Raw genomic sequence first — 22,211 nt, 5'->3', positions numbered from 1 at the left:
CGAGGTGAGACGAGCATGCTTCACCCGTTCGGCCGTACCCGGCAGCCGATTTCCGGATCCGCGCGACGGAGGCAGGTTCATAGTGTTAGCTGGTCAGGTGAGTCGGCACAACCTGTCCTACCAACGGCATTTCGAGTCGGCTGTCGACATCTTGCGTGGGCGGTGGATGCTCGCCGTGCTGGGAGTAGTTGCAAACAGACGGTCGCAGTACGGCGAGATCCTGGACGAGGTCAATCGCGGCGAGGTCCGGTCTGGCAACGGGGATGATGTCAAGCCGTTGTCGTCGCAGATTCTCGCGAAAACGCTCAAACGTGCACAGGACAATGACCTGGTCAGGAAAACCGACGACGGGCTTTTCAAGGCGTCCTGGTACGAGATCACCAGGAAAGGGCGAGAGGCGCTGACCGCGGCTCGCCCTCTCGTCGAGTGGATGCAGAAGTACGACTACCTGCATGCCGAGTCACCCCCGCCGCCGAGCGGTCGACCCGCGCGGGCGTCGGCGCAGGAACGGCTCAGCCGGCCCTGACTTGGTCCCGACCCCGGTCCTTGGCGACGAACAGGCGGTTGTCCGCAACGAGCATCAGCATGTTCAGGTCGCCTTCGTTCGCGGACTCGGCGTCGTCGCAGGCCACCCCGATCGAAACGCTGACGGACACCGTCTCTGCCGAATGCTCGGCCGGGCGCACCGGTACCGCAGTGGTCGACACCACCTGCCGAATTCGTTCCGCGATAGCGATCGCACGGCCCTGCTCGACATCGGCAAGGAAGACCACGAACTCCTCGCCCCCGAACCGGCCGACCAAATCGGTTCGTCGCACCTCGCCACACATCGCCTCGGCGACGGCCCGCAGCACGTCGTCACCGACCATGTGGTCGTGACCGTCATTAATGGCTTTGAAATGGTCGATGTCAATCATCAGCACTGCCACTGGTTCTTCGTGGCGATGCGCTTTGGCGAGGCCGGCTTCGGCAAGGCAACGCCACGCATCCATCCGGAGCAGCCCCGTTTTGGCGTCTCTGCTCGATACGACTTCGAGATGTTTGACCGACGCACTCCGATGCAGCACGTAAATCACGGGCATGACCAGCACCGCCATCCACGGCTGTTTCTGAATCAGCACCACCGCCAAGGCGCCCACGCACAGCGTGACCAGCAACAATGCGTTGTCGTTCCATCCGCCCAGCAGCCTCGGCAGCGAGCGCTCTCCATCCGCGATCGCGATGACCGCACCGACCAGCGCCGAGTTGACTGCCCAGTACGTACCGATCACCGCCACGAGAACGATCAACTGGGTCGCACCCACGGTGAGGGGCGCCAGAGACCGCGCAACCAGATCACTCGCGGTCGCAGAAATGACCATCACGCTGGTGTTGAACACAGCCCGGTACGGCGTCATACCGCTGACCCACCGCGTAGCTCGCCACCACAGGTGCAGGTACAGTGCCACCGCGGCCGCACCGCCCAACACTGGGCTCGTGAGCAAGGTGACGGCCAGGATCGTCACCGAGCTCATATTCACGTGCGGCGTGTCCGACAGCCGACGCCGCATCCGCTCCGCGCGGCTGGTCACTTCCCCGACCAGCAACCCGGCGGCGACCAGGAGCAGGCACACCCGGACGTCACCGGCGGTAGGAGGCTCCGCCATGCACCAGCCCGCAATGGCGCTGAATGCGAGCACATCGACCGCCAGTACCATGGCGAAAAGAGGTCTCGGCACAGCCAGCAGCTGCGATTTCCGGTAGCGGCGTCGTCTTGGTGCGACGATATTCGTAGTCACTTCCGGTCGTGGTTGCCTACCTTGCATACTGGTCCCCTGTGCATTGTCGCCTGATCTGCCGCGTGAGGCGTTGCTCCCGCCTCGGTAGGCCAGCTGGCTTGGTGGTCCCGATCCCGGGGGGAGGTGTCCGGCATGCGTGGCAAGGAATGGTGATCGCCTCCCTCCAACCCCGCTGGCTTGCTCCCGGCGTTCCTGCGAGAGCAAGCCAGCCACCACCCCCCGATAACTCCAGCCAGTACGGCGGCCACGGCGCCCGCGAGCCCGACCGCGAAGAACGGGCCGACACGGTCGGCCACGGCGCCGCCCGCGACGATCATCAACCCCTGCGAGCAGTACATGGTCGTGCCCATCCGCCCCATCACACCCCCGAGCGCCCCGTTCGGCACGATGGCGGCCGTCACTGTCTGCGTTTTGATCACGTAAAGCTGAGTGACTGCACCAACTGCGGCCCACAGCACCAACGTCAGCCACAGCGGCGGCCCCAACGAACACAGCGCCAGCAGTGCACCACCAAACGCGGCCAACGCGCACACGGTCGACACCCGCGACGGCAATGTCAGTCTCGGCGACAGCCACGCTGCGACCGCGCTGCCGACCGGATCGACCGCCAGCAGCAGCCCAATCCCCGCGGCGCCAACGCCGAGCTGATGCCCGTATGGCGCGGCAAGACCCTCGGGCACCATGTACAAACCGAGCAGCGCCACCAGCCCGTACAACGCACCGATCAAGCCCCGCCCCGCCGAAACGTCGATCCGACCGTCCAGTACCGGTTCGTCTGCCGCATCCGCCGACCGCGCTGCCGGGCGCCGCCGCACGACCCCCATCACCAGCACCGCGCTCAGCACGAAGGTTCCTGCGTTGAGCACCATCGCCAGATGAGGTTCGATCACCACCAAGACGGCACCACCCGCCGCAACGCCGACGAACTGAGCAGTCTGGGTAGTGAATTGTCGCAACGACAAACCCGCCTCGTACTGCTCCGCCGTGCCGAGCACCTCCGGCAGTAACGACGCCTGCGCTGCTTTGAACGGACCAGCGGCAACACCCAGCAACCCCACGCACACCCACAATGCGGTGAGCGGCATACCTGGTACGGCCATCGTGCCGGCCAGCACAGCGCGCACCACGTCGGCGACGATCATCACGTCACGGCGTGGAAATCGGTCCGCCAAACCCGACAGCAACATGCCCCCGAGCAGGCTCGGCATCAGGGTCAGGCCATACGTCAACGCTGTCAGCAGCGCCGACGACGTCTGCGCGAACACCAGCATCGCCAACGCGACCCGGGGAAGCTGATCACCCACAATGGAAACCAGCTCCGCCAGCCACAACGCGCGAAACTCACGGTTCCGCAGAGGTTCGCCGAAACCCGGCTTCCGCCCTTCAGACATGACATCCTCGCGATGAACACGCCGCACCCACGGCACGGGCCAGCACGCGGCCACGCCCTACCGAAGGTCGACGTGGCGTAGATAGTGCCGGTCAACCAGAAACGAGACCGGCCGTCACAAGTCCCGATCTCTGCGCACTACGGCGGAAACCGTGCCACCACGCCGGTTTGCTGGAACCCATCGCAACATAACCTGGTTCATACGGCCTCCCCTGCCGACATGTTCCTTCAGGTGACCGGATCCCGGTCAACCTAAGATCAACATATTACCCGTGCGTGCGCGAACGAACGCAGTCCGCATCACTTCACCCGAACGGCGCAATCAGCAGCAACACACGATCAATGATTGCCACTACCACGATTCGGGCAGCGCCCACACCGTCTCGCCCGCGGCGCCTCCGGATAAGAATCACAGTAACGTGCACGGCCGAGATTGCACAGCCAACCGTGAGCATTTCCGTCGTCACGACCATGCCCAGCGGCAAGCCCTCAGTTCGACCCTCGCGGAATGACGTGCGCCCGTCGCACCCACTTGAAACGGACAAGCTCCGCACCGCCAGCGAGGGTGCCACCAGCGCCTCAGGAAACGCAGGCCGTAACCCGGATCGTCGGCCGGTAGTGGAAGCGCACCACAACCTCCTGCCCGTCGAGCACATTACTCAGGCAACCGGAAATAGGGTTTGCCGCAGACAGATTCATCAGATCGACCACACCAGGAGTGCAGCAATCTATCTTCCAAGACTGTTGCGCGGTCCCTCCGCAATCTCACGCAGTCCACCTGCCTGTGGCACGTTTCCCGGGGCAGCACTGCACCCCGTTCGCTGGCCCAGAAGGGCAGGAACGCCCGACGGCGCAAAGCGTCCGGGAGGCGGCGCCCTCCCCGACAACCGCCTCCCGGACCGGACAACAGCGTTGACCTGAGGGGGTTGGAGGCCCCGCCGTCGCCCGGAAGGTGCACTGCGACCGCTCCGGTCCGGGCCGCCAGCTGATCACCTTCTACCGACAGTGTGCCCAGATCGAACTATCATGTCAACAACTGCATACACCTTGTTTAATCTGCGAGTTCATTCGTAGTCCCGCCTGTTGCGCGCTCGTCGTGACGGCGACGCTACCGAGACGACGGGAACGTGCTGACAAGCGGACCGAACGTCAGCCGCTGCACAGCTGTGGCCACCCGGCGTCATAGATCGCGGCGGTTGACGATCACTGCCCCGCCCACTGCGAACCACCAGCCTCGACAACACCTCCAGCGTAGAAACGACCACTCGACACGGCAGCAGCACACGTCGATCGAACCGCCACTCAAGCCTGTGTTGGTGGCCAGTTTGAACTTCCTCCGCTGACGGCCAGTTAACGGGGAGTTATCTGGCCGCACGCCCGGTTACGTAGCGTGGCTCTCGACAGACGTGACCGTAGCCCGTAGCGAGCTGCCCGCTCATCGGCTGGGGTGGCTTCGATCTGTCGTTTGCCAAGCCCGAGGAGCCACCATGTCACCAGTCGTGGGACCACCGACACCAGCGCACAAGTGGAACGGACTATTACGCGGTTTTTTGAGCAGCCGCGCTCCTCAACGACTACTCGGTGGCAGAAGCGGATGTTCGTCGCGGATTGACTCGCAACCGAGCAAACGTGATCGTCGGACCGGCACAATTCCCGGCCACAAAATTTGAGGCGGAATTTGCTGGGTGGCGCGTTCATCGGCAGGTGACTTGCGGATGCTGGGATCGTGTAACGGTCGAGGACGGACCTGCGACTTGTTAGACATCCGCTACGGCGGAGCACGGATCGGCGTCAGACGTGCGCTACTCGAGCTTGGTCGCCACGGATGCCGGCGAGGCGCTGAGAGGTGCGCACCCGAATTTCCTACGCGAGCGATGAGAGGAAGTCAGTGAGCGACGCCGATCACCGCGCTGGCCGCCCAGGGCAACTTCCGGATGCCCTCGTAGGCGCGACTGCCGCCGACGCAGTCGCGCCGCCAACGGCTCCGGGCAAGTCCTCCAGTCAGCTGGCATTGAAGTCTCTGGCGCCGCGATACGACGAAAATCAGCATAAGACCTATCTGAACTACCTGGCGAAGGCGGTCGAGAATCCCAAGAACCGCAACATCGTCCTTGCCGGACGGTACGGGACCGGCAAGTCCAGTGTGCTCGACAGGTTCCAGGAGGAGCACAAGGACTCGACGCTGCGGCTAGCCGTCTCCACTTTGGCGCCTGACACGGAAAGCGCGACGCTGACCAACCGCATCCAAAAGGACGTACTCAAACAGCTGGTCTACAGCGCCAGACCGCGCACGCTTCGCCACTCGCGGTTCAGTCAGCGAGGCCCACTGCTCTGGTGGCGAGCGTTCGTTGACTCCGCGCTGTTCGTCGGCGCACTCGGTGCGCTGCTAGCGCTGCTCGGGCATCTGCCTTCACAGGTAGCTACCGGTTCTGATCACTCGGATACCGAGCGGACGGTGGTGTGGGTGGCGATAGGCGTCCTGCTCGTCGTAGTGTTCGCAGTGCTGCGAATGGTCACATGTAGGAGATTCGTGGTCTCCGACGTGTCTGCGGCGGGCGCGGCCCTGACTCTCTCAGCGCCGAACCACACCTACTTTGACGAATACCTTGACGAGATCGTCTACTTCTTCGACCAAGAGCGCTAGGAAATCGTCATATTCGAGGACCTGGATCGTTACAATGATCCCCATATTTTCCAGGCACTCCGGGTCCTGGTGGTACCGGGACGTTTCGCGGACAGCATCGGTGACGAACGCCTCCGGACCGTGACAGGAAGCGACCTCGTTATCCCCGTGCCACTGCGAAGCCACGCACAAGCCTGGAGGGCAGATCAGGGACGCGGAGATGCGGGTGCCATGTCACGGCGGGCGGACTCAGCCCCTTCCGTCGTGGCCAGGGTGGCTTGGCTCTCGGTTCGGCGATGCTGGGCACCGAGTCGTTCCCGGTTCCGCTCGTCGCGGGAGTTTGGCTGGTTCGTGCCTCAGATTTCTGGCACCGCGCACGGAACCGTGCGGCGAACTCGCCGCGCGGAGGTGTCGAACACGGTGCGCCCGGCCCCGATTTCGCGAGTCCGCCGAGCCAAGGCGGCGCCCGGGGCCGTCTCCGGAAGCGGGCGACGGCCCCGGGCTGGGTCGGCTTGCCTTCGGCCCCAGCCGACCCGACACCGAGTTACGAGACATCCCTAGCTGATTGAGCGTGTCGTCCTGCACCGCGGCAAGCGTTGAGGTGGCCACCCAGCTGCAGGCAGCCACCCCAAACGCTGTTCACCTGATGAAGAACCGAGGCTCAGCTGCGGGCGGCCGACGCGGACTGCCTGCCCGACGACGGGACGAGCTTCGGGTATTCCTTCTGGAACTTCTCGATGATCGACGCGGGCGAGATGATCCGGTTCGGGTTGGCCTGGCTCGTCGCCAGCTTCTCACCCCACGCACCGGCGGCCTTGCGCTGGTCGGGGGTTCCGTGGTCGTGTGCGCAGTCGCCGATCGAGGCGTCGAGGTAGGTGACTTCCTGTTGCGTGCGGGCGTTCCACGCGTCGCCCTTGGCGTGCGCGAGGAAGTAGCCCCCGTACGCGTCCGGGCCCAGCTCCCGGGACTCGTCGCCCGGGCTGTTGCCGTTGGCGAAGTCGACCTGATGACCGTACTCGTGGCCGAGCACGGCTTCGGGGGCGACGTCACCGAAGCCAAGGGTGCCGAAGACGTCGAGCAGGCCGTCACCGAGCAGTACGCGTTTGCCGTGGAGTTCATTGGCAGGCGCGGAGAAAGCGTTCAGGGTGAGCAGCGGCTGGCGTCCGCCCTGCAACGCAGGAATCTCCTGGACCACCTTCGCGGTGAGCGCGGCGGCCTCCTGCGCCTTCGCCGGTGCGAGGCCGAGACCGAAGGTCTTCTTCATCTTCGCCTCGCTGCCGAGGTCAGTGCCCTTCCAGGCGACGAGCTGCACGTTCCAGCTCTCGATGTCCCAGAAGCAGCGCAGCTTGCCGATCGCCGCGGTGGCGCGCGGGATGTACTGACCGTCGGTGCCGAAGACCTGCGGATTCTTGTCGTCCGCGACGTTGAGGGCATAGAGCGTGCCGATGTTGGACAACGCCTCGAGCGCGTTCTGTTCCAGGGGGCTGAGCTCAGCCTGGAGCTTGGCCGCCTTGGTCAGCGCGGAGCCTGCTGTGCAGTCGGAAGCCTGTTCCTGTGTGGCATTGCTGTGGCGGCCGAACCGGGAAACCGGCGAATCGATAAGGGGGTGGACGTTACTCGATGCGTCCGCCGCCAGTACATTGAGCAGACTTGTCACGTCGTCGGTGAGCTGTGCCACATCCTTTTCGACACTCTATTGTGCAGCCACCGCAGGGCCCGCGCCGACGAAAGTAAGAGTTGTCGCCACCGCTGCTGCGGCGACGGTGGCGCCGAGGAATCTCGTTCGTGAACGATTCTGCATCATGGTCCTCATTTTTTTCGAGGGCGGGAGTGCTGAGAATCGACACTCTAAGTGGTGGAGCGAGCAGGAAAGCGCATCGTGCCGAAAGTCCCCGGCGCGGGTCAGTCCTTCCGTCGATAAACTCGTACGTCGTGAGAAAATGAATACTCCACGCGGGGGATGGCTAGTGCCGTGCAGAAGGTTGGCGAGGTAACGGTCTCCGGATCGGCTGGCTGATCAGGCCTGGCAGGCTGCCTGGTGGAGCTGGCGTCCACGGCTCGCCAGCCCGAGGTATTCGTCCATGAGCTGGAACCCGAACAAGCACATCGCCTGGTGAAAATCACGAGGTCAACACGCGACCGGGTCCGGCTGCGCCGGGCCGTAGTTGTCCTGGCTTCGGTACAGGGCCGGCCCGCGAGCGAGATCGCGGTCATGTACGCCGCGACCGAGAACTCAGCGCGAGAGGTGATCCACGCGTTCAACGACCAGGGGTTCGCGGCATTGGACCCAAAATGGAGCGGCGGCCTTTGGTTCGGCCGTCAGCGACCTCATCTGCCGTATCGCCCGTGCCACCCCGAGCGCTCGGGCAACCGTCCACTACGTGAAGCCTGACCAAGCTCGGCCATACCTGAGCGGCCGCACCACGAACCGGAACTCGGGCGAACCGGTGTGGGTCGCACTCCTTCATCCACTGTGGACCGTCAAGGGTGGCGGCATCCGGCGGTCAGCCGGCCACCGCGGCGACCAGGGAAACCACGAGGGTCATCGGCCAGATGGAACTGGCGGGCGGGTCGATGTGGCTGTCGCCGCGGATCAGCCATAAACGGGAGAAACCCTCTCCCGCGAATCCCGTGATGGCACCCGCGACGGCACCGACGAGCACGAGCGCCCACGCGGTGGGGCCGGCGGGTGACCAGATCGCGGCGAACGCGCCGACCGCGGTCGCGGAGACGATGGTGATGTGATGGGTCGCGGGGACTTCGACGCCGAAGGCGAGACAGATCAGCGACAGCGCAGAGATGCCGAACCCCAGGTAGATCACGTCACTCGCCTGAGGATGGGCGGCCAGCAGTGCCACCGAAGCCCAGGCGGAGAACCCGCCGACGAAAAGACCGAGGGTGCCGGCCATGCGCGGCGTCTGCTGACAAGCGAGCCAGACGTGTTCGGCGTTGGGCGCGAACCGTGCCCAACCGGTGGCGCCGCCGCGGTGGCGGCCGATGAGCCCGGTGCGGCCGAACATCAACCGGGCCGCGACGGCGGTCACCACGACACTGAGCGCGGCGGGGTTGGTCCACGTCCCGAAGCCGGGGATCGCGGTGACGCCGTCTTGGACCAGGCTGCCTGCCACGCCGAAAGCGGCGCCCACGAGCAGCACACCGGGCCGGCGCAGCGTGGCGAGCGGCGTGACGATGTCGCGGCCGTCGGCCAGCCAGCCGTGGCGTCCGGCGTACGCGGCCGCCGCGACACCACCGGCGAAGGACACCTGCGGACCGAACATCGCGCCGAAGCCGACGGTGTCGAGGAAACCCGGATCGCCGGTCGCGATCAGAACGACGACACCGGTCACGACACCAAGACCGCAGAGCACAAAAGCGATCAGGGCACCGAAAGTGGCGCCGACGAAACCACCGAACGCCGCTCCGGCGAGGGCGAGCACGTCACTGTGCATGGGAGTGCCTTTCCGGGCCGGCGAGCGGCCCAGCGACCAGGAACTCCGTTAATGGAGTATTTGTGACCGCAGGCGTGCCATGGCTCGGCCCGAGGGATGGGGTGAAGCGAGTAACCGGGGAGAAGGTGGATCAGGTGCCGATGCGGTGCCCGCGGTTGCGGGCGACCCAGCCTCGGTAGTCGATCTCCTGGGTGGCGCGGACATCCGGGGAATAGCCGTGGTGATCGGCCAGGACGCCGGAGACATGGCCGATCGCGGCGTCATCGCCGTCGGCGGACCAGTAGAACGAGCCGGTGCGGCGGACCAGCACGTCGGCGATGGTCATCGCCATCTCGTGCTCGATCGCGTACCGGATCTCGGCGTCCGTGAGATCGGTGCCCGGGATCGGCTCGTGGGCACCGGCGGAGGCGACGCGGTCGGCATTGCCCCCGTACCGGCGCAGCCAGCGTTCGGCCTGTGTGGCCGCCACGGGCTGGAGGGCGCGCCGAGCCCGGAACCGGTCGGCGGGGTCGCCGCCGGAGATCGGGACCTGGTCGGTGGTGCTGGCCGGCACGGAACGTACGCCGTGCTCGCGGGCCAGCTGTGCCACGACGTGGTCGATGATCTGCCTGCCCATGATGCGCGCGGTGGTGAGTTTGCCGCCGGCCGCGGTGATCAACCCGCCCGTGCCCTCGGTGATGGTGTGCTCGCGGGAAGCGTCGGAGTTCGAGGTGCCCGGCGGCGGGGCGATGACCGGCCGCAGCCCGGCCCAGCTGCCGACGAGGTGTTCGGTCCCGACCCTGGCGCCGGGCAGGGTGTGGTTGGCGACCTCCAGCAGGTACGCGATGTCCTGTTCGTCGGCCACGACGTCGTCGAGGGAGCCGTCGAAAGCGGTGTCGGTGGTGCCGACGTAGACATGCCTGCCGTCCGCCGTGGGTGTCGGCCACACCACGCGGTCGTCCGATGGGGAGCGGAGGAACACGGCGGTGCGAAGCGGGAAGTCCTTGGCGCTCAACACGATGTGCACGCCCTTGGTCGGCCGCAGGGTCGGGTGTGGCACCGGTGCTCCCAGCCCCAGGACGCGGTCGACCCATGGGCCGGCGGCGTTGACCACGGTCCTGGCTCGGATCACCGTCTGGGCACCCGTGATCCGATCGGCGACTTCGGCCCCCGCGACGCGGCCGCGTTCGTGCACGAGGCCGACCGCCTCGCTGTGGTTGGCCAGCAGCGCGCCGGCGCGGGCCGCGGACTCGAGGACATCGATCACCAGGCGGGCATCGTCGGTCATGGCGTCGTGGTAAAGCCCGGCGCCGGCCAGCCCGGCCGGATTGAGGTGCGGCTCGCGGCGCAGCACGGCGGCACGCCCGAGCATGCGATGCCACCGGTTCAGCGGGGCACGGGAGAACGCGTCGTAGCAGGTCAGCCCGAGGTTCAGCAGCGCCTTGCCCTCGGGGTAACCGCGATACAGCAGGTACAGGAACGGCTGCAGATCGGCCAGGTGCGGGGCGATGCGCATCATCACCTCACGCTCGCGCACGGACTCGTGCACCATCCGGAACTGGTAGGTCTGCAGGTAGCGCAGGCCGCCATGGATGAGCTTGGACGAACGCGACGAGGTACCGGAGGCGAAGTCGTCCCGCTCGACCAGCACCGTCGACAGCCCGCGCAACGCGGCGTCACGGGCCGCGGAGGCACCGGTGACACCTCCGCCGATGATCAGCACATCGACCCGCTCCGGCAGGTCTGCGGCGTCGAACCGCTTCATGTCCGGACCCATCCTCTCGCTCGTTCGACAGCGTGGCCCCACTGCGCGTACAGCGCGTCGCGCCGGGCGGGGTCCATGCCCGGGATGAAGACCGCGTCGTCGGCAACGTCGCGGAAGCAGTCTTCGGGCGTCTTCCACACTTCGACGGCCAGCCCGGCGAGGTAGGCCGCGCCGATCGACGTCGCCTCCACGTCGGCGGGGCGGTGGATCGTCGCGCCGATCATGTCCGCCTGGAACTGCAACAGGAAGTTGTTGGCCGACGCGCCGCCGTCGGCCCGCAGGCTTGTGATTGACTGCCCGTACTCCGCGGCCATCAGATCGACGAAGTCCTTTATGGAGTAGACGATGCCTTCGAGCGCCGCGCGGGCCAGGTGACCGCGGGTGGTACCCGGGGAGATGCCGATGAGCAGCCCGCGCGCGGTCGAGTCCCAGGACGGCGCGGCGAGGCCCGTCAGCGCCGGCACGAAGTAGACGCCACCGTTGTCCGGGACGCTCTCGGCGAGTTCCTGGGTCTCGTCGGCGGTCCGCAGGAGTTCCGCGCCGTCACGCAGCCACTGCACGGCAGAGCCGGTGACGGGCGCGTATCCCTCGAGGCCGTAGGTGGTCTCCCCCTCCCGGCGCCAGGCGATGATCGTCGACAGGCCGTGGGCGGAGATCACCGGTGTGGAACCGGTGTTGAGGTCGAGGAACGTGCCGGTGCCGTGAGTGGTCTTACCCTCGCCCGGCGAGAGGCAGCCCTGGCCGAACAGCGCGGCGGACTGGTCCGCGACCGCGGCCCCGATGGGCACCTCCGCGCCGAACACGCCCGCATCGGTGGTGGCGATGACCCCGGAGTCGTCGACGACCCGCGGCAGCACGCCGCGCGGGATGCCCAGCGCCTCGATCCATTCGCCGTACCAGTCGTCGGCGAGCAGGTCGTAGCAGCCGGTCACGACCGCGTTGGACGCGCTGATCACGTGCGCGGCACCACCGCTGAGCTTGTGCACCAGCCAGGAGTCGATCGTGCCGAAAGCCAGTTCCCCGGCCTCGGCGCGCCTGCGCAGTGCCGGGTCCTGTTCGAGCAGCCAATGCAGGGACAGGCACGAGTAGACCGGCGCGAGCGTCCACCCGGTGTGCATCTGGACCCGCTTGCCCCACTCCGGGGCGAGCTCCGCGGCCAGCCCGGCGGTGCGCAGATCCTGCCACACGATGGCGCGGGTGACCGCTTCCCCGGTCTCCCGGTCCCACAGCAGACTGGTGCCGCGCTGGTTGGTGATTCCGACCGCCGCGAGTTCACCGGCACGAGTGCCGGACTCGCTGAGCGCGGCGCGCGCCTGCTCCAGCGTGGCCTGCCAGATCTCCTCCGCGTCGTGCTCGACCCGGTCCGGCGCGGGATGATACTGGGTGAACTCGCGGTAGCGCGCGGCCAGGCGACGTGCCGCGCCGTCGAACACCAGCGCCCGGGTGCCGGTCGTGCCTTCGTCGATGACCAGCAGTCGATCGTTCCGACTCATCGGTGAGCCCCTTGTCGTATCCGGTCAGAGTCCGAGCTTGCCCGGGTTGAGCAAGCCGTCCGGGTCCAGCGCGTGTTTGAGCCTGCGCAGCACCAGGTGCGCAGAACCGAGGGAGCGGCGCGAATACGGAGAACGGGCCAGCCCGCCGCCGTGGTGGTGCGAAAGCTCAGCCCCGTGGTCGAGGCAGACCCGCATCGCCGTCGCCCAGATCTCGGTGAGCCGCTCGCTGGCGGCCGCGTCGTCGGCGACCCCACCGAGCAGAATGATGTACATCGATGTCCCTTGTGGATAGACGTGCGAGAAGTGCACCAGCACCTCGTCCGCCAGCGGCTCCAACGCTTTCCGCACGTCCGTGTAGAGCGCTTCGATGTGCCGCCAGGTGTGCGCCACCTCGACCGTCTCGGCGAACCCGCCCGGGGTGTCCAGCCGCTTCTCTACCGTGGAGAAATCGAACCGCCGCGCGAGCCACGCGCGCACCGGCTCCGGCCCGAGCTCGGTCGCGCCGAACTCGGCCGCGATACGGGTCAGCACAGCCATTTCGGCCGCGACCGTCTCCGCCTCGCCCTCCGTGCCGACGAACAACACCGTGCCCTCGAATCCCGGGTCTGCCATCGCGTGCCGCGCCTCGGTGGGGTCGTAGAGCCGCAGCAGTGATGGGCGCAACCCGCGCGCGGCCTGCTCTCGCATGATCGCCAGTCCGGCACCGACGTCGGGGACCAGGAACGTCTGGACGTCCTCCGCGGCAGGCAGTGGAAAGATCTTCAGCGTCACCCGTGTGATGACCCCGAGTGTCCCTTCCGATCCGAGGAACACCTGACGCAGGTCCGGTCCCATCGCCGCGCGCGGCGACGCCTTCAGTTCGACGGCCTCCCCGCCTGCCAGCACCACCCGGTACCCCACGACCAGATCTTCGACGCCGCCGTACTTCGAGGAGAACTGGCCGGTAGCCAAAGTGGACAGCCAGCCGCCGACCGACGACCGGTACAGCGACTGCGGCGAAAACCGGGTCGTCCACCCCGCGCGGTTCAACGCGTCCTCCAGCCCACCGCCGTTGACCCCCGCAGGCGCGGTCACCGTGAGGTCGACCTCGTCGACCTCGTGTGGCCCCACGAGACCTGACAGGTCCAGCACGATCCCGCCCAGCGTCGGCAGTGGCTGTCCCGTGACCGATGAGCCGAGCGCGCGAGTCGTCACCGGTGCCCCGTACTCCTCGGCGATCCGCAGCACCGCCGAAACGTCCGCTTCGGACACCGCGCGGACGACCACGTCAGCCTGGTGCGGGTGCAGGCCCCGCCGCGCCCACTTCGTCGACACCGGCCAGGTGTCGTGGCTCGTGGCCGCCAGGGACGCCGGGTCGGTCGAGATCTTTTCGGCACCGAAGGACTCGGCCAGCCGACGGACAAGCAGTTGCGAATCGGACACGTCACTTCCCAGTGCTCAAGTGTGGCTCGTTCTCGATCGAGACAATACTCCATTTTTGGAGCACCGGTCAATCGCATCGGCGGTAGGCTCATCGCGACAGGACCGACACCACGTTCAGCGGGGGCGCGAAGTGACTCAGGACGTCCGGCCGACCGCGTCGGACCGGCCTCTCCCCCGGGTGCTGCGGGCCGTGGTGATCGACGCGCTGCGACTGGGCATCGGGGAACGACTGCCCACCAACACCCATTACGCGCGCACGGTCGGCGGCACCGCGGGCACGATCCAGCGCGCGATGACCACGCTGGCCGACCAAGGGGCGCTCACCACCACCTCGCACGGCGCCGGCGGCCGCACCGTCGGGTCGATCGACCTGCGCCGGGCGTGGGCGCTGGCGGGACTGGACCCGATCCGCCTGCTGCTGCCACCCGGCGGTCCCGAGGAGATCGAGCAGCTCTCGGAAACGCTGACCGATGAGCTGACCGCCGCGGGCATCCCGCACACCGTGCGACATCAACGCGGTGGCGCGCGCCGGCTCGACAGCCTCGGCACCGACCGCGTCGACGTGGTCGTCGTTTCGTCAGGCGTCCTCGACGCGGCGGCCCACCGCGTCGGCGACGACATCCACGTCCGGCTCCTGGCCCCCGGAACCTACTACGGCGCCAACCAGCTGGTTTCGGTCCACCGAACCCGCGACGAGGGCACCGAGCCGCACCGCATCGCGATCGACCGGGACTCCCCCGACCACGTCGCACTCACTGAAGCCACCTATCCCCGGGAGGACGGGTACCAGTACGTCGACCATCCCTTTCCCGACGTGCCCGCGGCGGTCCTGCGCGGCGACACCGACGCCGGCATCTGGCACCGCAGTCACTCGGTCATCCCTCTCGAGCTCGCCGGCCTCACCTGCCACCAGCTCACGGCCCCGGCCGAAACCGTGTGGTCCCGCATCTCCGCCGCAGCCCTCGTCGGCAGCGGCAGCCGCCCGGAAGTAAAATCCGTACTGCGCGCGATCCCGGCCGTTCACTGAACAGCACGTGCCCGGAACAGAAACTATCTTCTGCCTGATACCAATGTGCTCTATCAACTTTGCAAAGAGAGCCGCAGATCGTAAAGAAGCGGCAGCGTCGACTGACAGATCTGGATCTGAGCTGCCGGATAGATCTCGGACAGTGACGTGATCTCAACAACTTTCACTTGATCATGCGATGTTCGAATTGTGTCAGCACGAGCGCGGCTTTCACGATGTCACCAATCCTGCTAGGGCCGGCGGTGATATGACGCAGGCTGCGCCAGCGGCCAGTGATCAGCGCAAACCCGCGTTCGCCCAGACAGCGCAGCCCGCGCAGCAACGCGTTGTAGGTCTGATTGTCCGTATCGAGCACCTGCCCGTCGGCGGGCTGTTTGATCGGGGTGTGCACACCGATTCCCGCGCCGCTGTAGCCGCCATCGGCCAGTGTCGGCAGGTCAAGCTGGGACGCGGCCCAGTACAACGCGCCGAGCACGTGTTCGCGCGCGGCCGTGAGGTCATGCGTTGATCCAGGCTCGACAGCCGAGGCCCACAGTGGCACACCGTCAGGCGCCGAGAGCACCTGAATGTTGCCGCCCGACTCGTGAGCCTTCCCGGAAAACCACAGGTCAATCTGCGTGCCCTTGACGCTGGTGGTCTTCTGGCCGCAGCGGTCGGCGGAAAACACCTTGCCATCGGAGGATCACGTGGGACAGGCCCTCGGTGTGGGCTCGGCGCAGCGCGTCGTGCAGGTCGGGGGCTTGGGTGGCCAGCACGGTGATGACCTCCTCCAGATAGCGATAGCCGGTGGCGCGGGAGATTCCGGCGTCGTGGGCCAGCGCGGTAACATCGGCGTTCTGGCGGAACCGGCGCAGGCCCAACACCGCGTGTCGAAAGCAGCTCAGCGCCCTGGTACGGCTGCGAGTGCCGCGTCGGCAGCGTTCGGAGTGCAGCAGTCGGCTGAGGTGACAGGCCAGTTCACGGGAGACGTCGAGCATGCAGAATAAGCGATCACGCGGAGTCCTCGGTGTAGATGGTCTTGTGGCGAGAACTCATCTACCAGGGACCCCACGCCCGCCTGGGCGCTGTCCAATAAGGATGGCTTGCGCGTGTCGTCTGGCTCAGATGCCAATCGTTGGTGAGATCACCTCAATGACCAGGTGGTAGCGACGGTGGCCCGGTGCTCATCGGGCAGCCCGTCGGACTCGGGCAACAACGACGCCAGACTCCGCTGACGGTCTGTCCAGCGGGTGCGGTAGTCGGTGCAGGACAGATCCCGGTCCAGCATGCATGCGCCAGCCTGCGCCAACGCCAACGGCAAGTACCTTAGCTCGACGGCCAGTTCGGCCCCTCCCGCGGCAAGGTGCGGCTGGTCGGCCAGCACGGCACGCAGATAGGGCTCGGCCTCTGATGGGGTGAACACGTCGACCTCAACCAGATGACGACCGCGTCCACGCAACGCAGCGTCACGTCGCCGAGTGGTCACCACTACCCGCCCACTCGCCGTGGCCGGTGGCCACAACATCCTTAGATCGGCCGGATTCTGTACATCATCGAGCACGATCAGCCACCGCGCCGCCGTGGTGGCCAGCCATTCCAGCAGTCGCTGCGCGCCGTGCTCGGGGTCAGGGTCCTCGACACCGGTCAAGTCGGCGGCCAGGCGAGCGTAGCTGGACACGACCGCTTCCCGAGAAGCCGCGGTCACCCACACCCACAACTCCACCCCGCCAGCGGCCCACACCCGCTCGGCGTAATCCGGCGCCACTTGCGTCTTGCCGACCCCACCCAACCCCGACACCACACCGGTACGTTCCGCCGGCCGAGCCATCAGCACCGCGGCGTCCCCACACTCCAGCGCCTGCGCCAGCAGGTGCGCTGTCTCCGGGCGGTCCTGAAAAGCCGCCGCCTGCTGTGGCGCCACACCCGCTCGATACGGCAAGTCCACCACTGGGCGAGCCTACCGGTGAAAGTGCACGTCACCGTGGATAGCACCAACCGGCACCAGATTCCCGGACACACTGCCGGTCACCTGGTTGGCCGTGTCGGCGGTCGCCGGACGGTCAGAGCGGTCACTCATCGACTCAGTATCCCGACACCGCTACCCGCAGATCGCAGGACCCAACCTGCTGAACCGAATGACGGAACACAGCTCGCCCGCCAGCCGACTGCACGCCCTCTGCTCAGCAACCGACTGCACTACGCTAGCCAACGTCCGCTCATCGGCAAAAGAGGGCGTTCGCAGCAAGAGGAGACCGACGCACAGGCACCGTTATCGAGAACGTGTTCTCACGGCGACGCCGGGCCGCAACGACCGTGGCCACTGACGGATCCCAGTTCCACCGCGCCGCGCCCTGCTGGCGCTCACGGCACGATCAACCTCGCGGCATGACTAGCTGTATTGATCACCAACGTTGTTGACAGTGCACCGACGCGGCTTTGCGATTCCGCCCGGAACGAGTGATGCTCAGGAGTCGGCGAGTCGGCGCATAATTCGGGAAGCCTGCAGGAGTGTCAGTCGCTCCTCACCGGACAGTTGGGCGAGCTGTCCCTCCAGCCAGTCCTGACGCACTGCCAGTGCTGCGCGAGCGACTTCGGCGCCGGTCGGGGTGAAGTAGAAGAGGACTCGGCGGCCGTCGTCGGGGTCCCGCTGCCGGGTCGCGTGTCCGCCGGAGACGAGCCGGTTCACGGTCTGGCTCATGGAGCTCGGTGTCACGTGGGCGTGGCGGCTGAGTTCGGTCAAGCTCTGCGGTCCGCGTTTGAGGAGTGTGGTGAGCACGATGGTGGCGGCCTCGGCCATCTCGCCCTCACCGCGTTCGGAGCGGAAGCGGCTGTAGATCCGGGCCACCGCGACCCGCAGCTCGCTGCCGACGGCCTTGGTGTCGTTGTGCGGGTCGTGGGGGTTTGCGTTCACACTCACAGTTCCTTAGTATAACGAAATAAGATGTTTCGTATTACGTAAGATCCACCTTCGGTACCCCAGCGGAAGTACCCGTTCCGCCCCCTGACTGACGAGGCCGCATGTCTCAGATACCCCCCTCACTGCCGGACGCGTCCACAAAGCCGACGGTGTCCGTTGACGACGGCTTCAGCCTGCGGTTCACGTTCCCGCTGATGCTGGGTACGACGTTGAACCCGGTGAATACTTCTATGATCGCCACCGGCCTTGCCGGGCTCGCCGCCGACTACCACCTGGGCCCGGGTCCGGCCGCGTCCCTGGTGTCCGTGCTGTACCTGTGCAGCGCGGTCATGCAGCCCACCATGGGCAAGCTCGCCTCGATCTTCGGCCCCAGGAAGATCTTCCTCACCGGTGTGGCCATCCTCTTGGCCGGCGGCGTGATCGGCACCATCGCGCCCGGCTTTCAGGTCCTGCTGCTCTCCCGCGCACTGATCGGCATCGGCTCGTCCGCCTGCTACCCCGCCTCCATGGCGCTGGTGCGCCGCCGGGCCGAGCGGCTGAAGACCGGCGTGCCCAGCGCCGTGCTGGGCAACTTCTCCATCGCCTCGCAGATCGTCGCCGTGCTCGGCCTGCCGCTCGGCGGCGTCCTGGACGGCGCGTTCGGCTGGCGCGCCCTGTTCTTCGTCAACGTGCCCCTGGCCGCCTTCGCCTTCATCTTCGCCGCCAAGAACGTGGAGAAGGACCCGCCCGCCAAAGCCCGTGGCTTCAAGGGGGCGTTGGCGTCCGTCGACCCTGTCGGGATCGTCCTGTTCGCCCTTTCCGTGGTGTGCCTGCTCCAGTTCCTCAACGATCTCGACCGCCCCGCCTGGCCCCTGGGTGCCATCGCACTCGCCGCGCTCACCGGTCTCATCTGGTGGGAGCGGCGCTCCGCGTCCCCGCTGATCGACGTCCGTTCCCTCGCCCGCAACCCGGCGCTGCGCCGGACTTACCTGCGCCAGCTACTGGTGGGCCTGGGTATTTATGCCTCGATGTACTCACTCACCCAGTGGCTGGAGGGCAGTGCCGGGTACTCCTCGTTCCAGGCCGGCATGATCATGCTGCCGATGTCCGCGGTCAGCATGATCCTGGCCCGCTTCGTCTCCACCCGCGGCTGGGTGCGCTGGCCGCTGCTGACCGGCAATGTCGCGCTAGCCGGGGGCGGACTGCTCATGCTCACCGCACACGCCAGCAGCCCCCTGGCCGTGATCCTGCTGACGACCGGTGTCCTCGGCTTCCCCAACGGCCTGTGCAACTTCGCCAACCAGACCACCTTGTTCGTCCAGACCGCCGCGGAGGAAGTCGGCGTCGCCGCAGGGCTGTTGCGTACCTTCGGCTACATCGGCGCGATCTTCTCCTCCAGCGTGATCTCCCTCAGCTTCGGCGACCACGTCACCGACAGCGGCTTCCACCGCATGGGCTGGGTCGTCCTCGCCCTGGGAGCCCTCACCGTGCTGGCCACCCTCCTGGACCGCACCATCCCCACCACCGTGGCCCAGGACAACGGCCCCGACACCGCAAACGAAGGAACCCCCCGATGAAGCTGCTCGCCATCCTCCTCTACCCGCTCGGCCTGCTGCTGCGCGGCAAGCGTGCAGGCAGCACGCGCAGTATCCGCAACGCCCCCGAGCTGGCCGCCGCCGAATCGGGCACACTCCACCTCACATCGTCCGCCTTCACTCACGGGTCCACCATCCCGCTGCGCCACGCGACCATGGACCTGGGGCCCAACATCTCCCCGGCGCTGGCATGGGATGAGCCGCCCGCCCGCACCAAGCGGATGCTTCTCGTGATGGAAGACATCGACACCCCGACCGCAAAGCCGGGACGCCACATGGCTGCCTACTTCGCGCCCGAGCCGCCCCGCATCGACGAGGGCGAACTCACGGCGGACAACGCACGGTTCACCTATCTGCCCGACCACCGAAACCGCACCGGCTACCAGGGACCCCGCCCGCTGCCCGGCCACGGCACCCACCACTACCAGTTCCACCTCTACGCACTGGACTGTGAACCCAACACCACCGCAGCAACCGAACTCGAGTCCCTGCTCCCTCTGCTCATGGGACACGTCCTGGCATCAGGCCACCTGGAAGGCACGCTACGCGGATAGCCGGAAACGGCGGCCGCTTCATCTGGAGACATCCAGTGGACCAGTCCGGGTAAGCCATGCATCCGGTCAGCGACGCCGTCGCGGCCAGCAATGCCCAGGTCGATGGCGCCACCCCCGCGCAGGCTCATACGGCCTGGTCGCTACGCCGCTCACGTCATTCCAGCCTGACTACCTATCCCGACGCCGCCGCCCTCCCTGTCACGAGGGTGGCGGCGTTCAGGATTCACCACACTGGAGAGGTCTTCGTGCCCCACCCCAATGCTCGTCTGACCATCCACGGCAGACGACTCCTGGTCGACCGGGTCCGGGCCGGCAGGCCCGTCGCCCACGTGGCAGACGAGATGGGTATATCCCGCGCCACGGCCTACAAGTGGGTCCGGCGCTGGCGGACTGAAGGCGACACGGGACTGCATGATCGCTCCAGCCGCCCTCTGACGACACCGCACCGAACCCCCGTCGACGCATCTGCGAGCTGCGGCGCGAACGGACGCTCGGCCCCGCACGGATCGGACCGATTCTGGCCGTGCCCGCCTCAACGGTTCATCGCGTTCTGGCCCGCCACCAGCTGAACCGATTGCGCTGGATGGACCGGCCAACCGGCCAAGTCATTCGGCGCTACGAGCGAGAGCGCCCCGGCGAACTGGTCCACGTCGACATCAAGAAGCTCGGCAACATCCCGGACGGCGGCGGACATCGGATCATGCCCCGCCGGCAGGCCGCCGACAATCGGCAAGCCACTACCGAGGCTCGCAAGGGCGGCAGCCCCGTGATTGGCTACAGCTTCGTCCACACCGCCATTGACGATCACAGTCGGCTCGCGTACAGCGAGGTTTTGACCGACGAGCGCAAGGAGACCGCAGCCTCCTTCTGGAAGCGAGCGAACGCCTTCTTCTCACAGCACGGCGTCACCGTCGAGCGAGTCCTCACAGACAACGGCTCCTGCTACCGATCCAAACTGTTTGCCCAGACCCTCAGCGCCGCCGGGATCATACACAAACGCACCCGCCCCTATCGCCCGCAGACGAACGGCAAGGCCGAGCGTCTAAATCGCACCCTACTCGACGAATGGGCGTACGTACGCCCCTACTCCAGCAACGCCGAACGCACCGAAGCCTTGGCGGACTTCCTCCACACCTACAACCACCACCGCTGCCACACCACACTCGGCGGCCACCCGCCCATCACCCGCGTGAACAACGCTCCGGGTCAATACAACTAGCACGGCCGCGCCGACCGACGAACCTGCTGCGATCACTGATCGTGCAACTGACCCAGCAGGAAACCGAACTGGCCGTCCGTGGGTGGCCGTCCACGGGGAATTCCGACTGGCCGCCGACAAGCCTGCTCGGCCACGCGGGTTGTACGTCGCAGGTATCTCCACCCTGGTCCGTTCGCCCAAAGGTCCCGCCACGGCCAGCGGTGCTGATGAACCACCTCTGCAGCTCACGCGGAGCGCAGCCGAGGGTGAAGCCACAACCGGGCGACATAGCCGCGAGCCAACGCGTTCGAAGAATCATATGGTCATCTGCGCACCCAGGCGGGACCAGCGCACGGTGCCCGGCCCCGGCCGCCGGGTCAACCACCCCGGTGACGAAGCAGCCCGCCTCAGCACATTGACCCGGCCGACGGCGCCGGGACGAAGGACGCCGTCCCGCCCGGTGCGCGGCGTGCATCTATGAGCTCCCAGAGGGCCAGGACACCCGGTCGAACCCGCCTCGAGTGTAAGAGAGGAAGAAATGAACACTCATGACAATGAACAATTGAACGGTACAGCTCGCCATACTTCGGATGGTCTCACCGTTCTCGTCGCCACAACCCGCACCCAGGGTTACCGACCGAACGACTGCTGCGCCTGCAAACCAGGAGAAATGGTCACTATAGCGACCATGTGCGACCGGATCGACGAGCTCGCTGACTGCAACTGCACACTGTGCAGCTTCTTCACCGGGCTGGAATGCGACCGCGCAACAACCACTGTCGAAGTGGCTCAATTGCCGATTACGTGGAACGACTATGTCACACAGCATCACCTCCGTCTGCGCCGAGCCGGGGCACTCACCGACTCCGACTCCTGGTCCATCGCCACCCAAGTCGCGGAAGTGATCACTTCCATTGCCAGCGACTTCCCAGTTGGTGTCGTCCTCCAACGCCAGGGCTCGGCTATCCTCCGACGACCGGAATAGCAGCAATTATCAGACAGCGCGAAATGTGAAGAACACAATCTAACCACAAAGGCTGACGCCGATCCGCACGGGCACCCG

General features: G+C 66.6%; 17 protein-coding genes and 2 pseudogenes. 8 read left to right on the top strand and 11 right to left on the bottom strand.

The window, feature by feature from the left end; translation table 11 throughout:
• The first annotated feature begins 97 nt into the window (after positions 1–97).
• Entirely contained in the window at positions 98–526 is a 429-nt protein-coding gene (locus ABD793_RS41515; RefSeq protein ID WP_344869254.1) for a winged helix-turn-helix transcriptional regulator, read from the top strand.
• Here ABD793_RS41515 and ABD793_RS41510 read toward each other — a convergent pair.
• The 3 genes from ABD793_RS41510 to ABD793_RS41500 all read right to left on the bottom strand — a co-directional run bounded on the left by ABD793_RS41510 (position 513) and on the right by ABD793_RS41500 (position 3,879).
• Entirely contained in the window at positions 513–1,778 is a 1,266-nt protein-coding gene (locus ABD793_RS41510; protein ID WP_344869253.1) for a GGDEF domain-containing protein, read from the bottom strand. The genes ABD793_RS41515 and ABD793_RS41510 overlap by 14 nt on opposite strands.
• Complete coding sequence (locus tag ABD793_RS41505) at positions 1,775–3,169, bottom strand: MFS transporter (RefSeq protein WP_344869251.1); 1,395 nt, start codon at positions 3,167–3,169, stop codon at positions 1,775–1,777. Before ABD793_RS41505 ends, ABD793_RS41510 begins: the two co-directional genes overlap by 4 nt.
• 578 nt (positions 3,170–3,747) lie before the next feature.
• Positions 3,748–3,879, bottom strand: coding sequence for a hypothetical protein (locus ABD793_RS41500; protein WP_344869250.1), 132 nt, complete (start codon positions 3,877–3,879; stop codon positions 3,748–3,750).
• 1,177 nt (positions 3,880–5,056) lie between these two features.
• On the opposite strand from ABD793_RS41500, the gene ABD793_RS41495 reads away from it, so the two are divergent.
• Positions 5,057–5,812, top strand: a complete 756-nt coding sequence (locus ABD793_RS41495; RefSeq protein WP_344869248.1) for a YobI family P-loop NTPase — start codon at positions 5,057–5,059, stop codon at positions 5,810–5,812.
• A gap of 640 nt (positions 5,813–6,452) precedes the next feature.
• Here the strand turns inward: ABD793_RS41495 and ABD793_RS41490 are convergent.
• Positions 6,453–7,469 carry a hypothetical protein gene (locus tag ABD793_RS41490; protein ID WP_344869247.1) on the bottom strand — a complete coding sequence of 339 codons (1,017 nt, stop codon included), beginning with the start codon at positions 7,467–7,469 and terminating at the stop codon, positions 6,453–6,455.
• 360 nt (positions 7,470–7,829) lie between these two features.
• On the opposite strand from ABD793_RS41490, the gene ABD793_RS41485 reads away from it, so the two are divergent.
• Positions 7,830–8,183 carry a helix-turn-helix domain-containing protein gene (locus tag ABD793_RS41485; protein ID WP_344869246.1) on the top strand — a complete coding sequence of 118 codons (354 nt, stop codon included), beginning with the start codon at positions 7,830–7,832 and terminating at the stop codon, positions 8,181–8,183.
• Positions 8,184–8,295: 112 nt separating this feature from the next.
• On the opposite strand, the gene ABD793_RS41480 is transcribed toward ABD793_RS41485, so the two are convergent.
• The 4 genes from ABD793_RS41480 to ABD793_RS41465 all read right to left on the bottom strand — a co-directional run bounded on the left by ABD793_RS41480 (position 8,296) and on the right by ABD793_RS41465 (position 13,899).
• Complete coding sequence (locus ABD793_RS41480) at positions 8,296–9,240, bottom strand: DUF7973 family transport facilitator (protein ID WP_344869245.1); 945 nt, start codon at positions 9,238–9,240, stop codon at positions 8,296–8,298.
• A gap of 130 nt (positions 9,241–9,370) precedes the next feature.
• Positions 9,371–10,984 carry a glycerol-3-phosphate dehydrogenase/oxidase gene (locus ABD793_RS41475; protein WP_344869244.1) on the bottom strand — a complete coding sequence of 538 codons (1,614 nt, stop codon included), beginning with the start codon at positions 10,982–10,984 and terminating at the stop codon, positions 9,371–9,373.
• Complete coding sequence (locus ABD793_RS41470; protein ID WP_344869243.1) at positions 10,981–12,477, bottom strand: FGGY family carbohydrate kinase; 1,497 nt, start codon at positions 12,475–12,477, stop codon at positions 10,981–10,983. The genes ABD793_RS41475 and ABD793_RS41470 overlap by 4 nt, the downstream gene beginning before the upstream one ends.
• A 24-nt stretch (positions 12,478–12,501) precedes the next feature.
• The gene (locus tag ABD793_RS41465) at positions 12,502–13,899 is read right to left on the bottom strand and encodes an FAD-binding oxidoreductase (protein WP_344869242.1); all 1,398 of its coding nucleotides are present in this window, start codon (positions 13,897–13,899) and stop codon (positions 12,502–12,504) included.
• Positions 13,900–14,029: 130 nt separating this feature from the next.
• On the opposite strand from ABD793_RS41465, the gene ABD793_RS41460 reads away from it, so the two are divergent.
• Positions 14,030–14,926 carry a YhfZ family protein gene (locus ABD793_RS41460; RefSeq protein WP_344869241.1) on the top strand — a complete coding sequence of 299 codons (897 nt, stop codon included), beginning with the start codon at positions 14,030–14,032 and terminating at the stop codon, positions 14,924–14,926.
• Positions 14,927–15,089: 163 nt separating this feature from the next.
• On the opposite strand, the pseudogene ABD793_RS41455 reads toward ABD793_RS41460, so the two are convergent.
• The 3 genes and pseudogenes from ABD793_RS41455 to ABD793_RS41445 form a co-directional block, all read right to left on the bottom strand.
• Positions 15,090–15,920, bottom strand: a pseudogene (locus tag ABD793_RS41455) (transposase family protein).
• Positions 15,921–16,049: 129 nt separating this feature from the next.
• A complete protein-coding gene (locus tag ABD793_RS41450) occupies positions 16,050–16,853 on the bottom strand; it encodes an NB-ARC domain-containing protein (RefSeq protein ID WP_344869240.1) in 804 nt (267 codons plus the stop codon).
• A gap of 516 nt (positions 16,854–17,369) precedes the next feature.
• Positions 17,370–17,822, bottom strand: a complete 453-nt coding sequence (locus ABD793_RS41445; protein WP_344869239.1) for a MarR family winged helix-turn-helix transcriptional regulator — start codon at positions 17,820–17,822, stop codon at positions 17,370–17,372.
• 101 nt (positions 17,823–17,923) lie between these two features.
• Here ABD793_RS41445 and ABD793_RS41440 point away from each other — a divergent pair, with 101 nt between their 5' ends.
• The 4 genes and pseudogenes from ABD793_RS41440 to ABD793_RS41425 all read left to right on the top strand — a co-directional run bounded on the left by ABD793_RS41440 (position 17,924) and on the right by ABD793_RS41425 (position 22,133).
• Positions 17,924–19,378, top strand: coding sequence for an MFS transporter (locus tag ABD793_RS41440; protein ID WP_344869238.1), 1,455 nt, complete (start codon positions 17,924–17,926; stop codon positions 19,376–19,378).
• Positions 19,375–19,950, top strand: a complete 576-nt coding sequence (locus tag ABD793_RS41435; RefSeq protein ID WP_344869237.1) for a YbhB/YbcL family Raf kinase inhibitor-like protein — start codon at positions 19,375–19,377, stop codon at positions 19,948–19,950. The genes ABD793_RS41440 and ABD793_RS41435 overlap by 4 nt, the downstream gene beginning before the upstream one ends.
• A gap of 245 nt (positions 19,951–20,195) precedes the next feature.
• A pseudogene (locus ABD793_RS41430) lies at positions 20,196–21,169 on the top strand (IS481 family transposase).
• A 517-nt stretch (positions 21,170–21,686) separates the two neighbouring features.
• Positions 21,687–22,133 carry a DUF7715 family protein gene (locus ABD793_RS41425; protein WP_344869236.1) on the top strand — a complete coding sequence of 149 codons (447 nt, stop codon included), beginning with the start codon at positions 21,687–21,689 and terminating at the stop codon, positions 22,131–22,133.
• Positions 22,134–22,211 lie beyond the last annotated feature (78 nt).

Origin of the sequence: Amycolatopsis ultiminotia (assembly GCF_039536925.1) — a bacterium.
GTDB classification, from domain to species: domain Bacteria; phylum Actinomycetota; class Actinomycetes; order Mycobacteriales; family Pseudonocardiaceae; genus Amycolatopsis; species Amycolatopsis ultiminotia.
This window is presented reverse-complemented; position numbering and strand designations above follow the sequence as displayed.

Bases quoted from the DNA above. Each gene is read 5' to 3' on its own strand.
- ABD793_RS41505 (WP_344869251.1), bottom strand. From the start codon at position 3,169: ATGTCTGAAGGGCGGAAGCCGGGTTTCGGCGAACCTCTGCGGAACCGT.
- ABD793_RS41480 (WP_344869245.1), bottom strand. From the start codon at position 9,240: ATGCACAGTGACGTGCTCGCCCTCGCCGGAGCGGCGTTCGGTGGTTTC.
- ABD793_RS41475 (WP_344869244.1), bottom strand. From the start codon at position 10,984: ATGAAGCGGTTCGACGCCGCAGACCTGCCGGAGCGGGTCGATGTGCTG.
- ABD793_RS41470 (WP_344869243.1), bottom strand. From the start codon at position 12,477: ATGAGTCGGAACGATCGACTGCTGGTCATCGACGAAGGCACGACCGGC.
- ABD793_RS41440 (WP_344869238.1), top strand. From the start codon at position 17,924: ATGTCTCAGATACCCCCCTCACTGCCGGACGCGTCCACAAAGCCGACG.
- ABD793_RS41435 (WP_344869237.1), top strand. From the start codon at position 19,375: ATGAAGCTGCTCGCCATCCTCCTCTACCCGCTCGGCCTGCTGCTGCGC.
- ABD793_RS41425 (WP_344869236.1), top strand. From the start codon at position 21,687: ATGAACACTCATGACAATGAACAATTGAACGGTACAGCTCGCCATACT.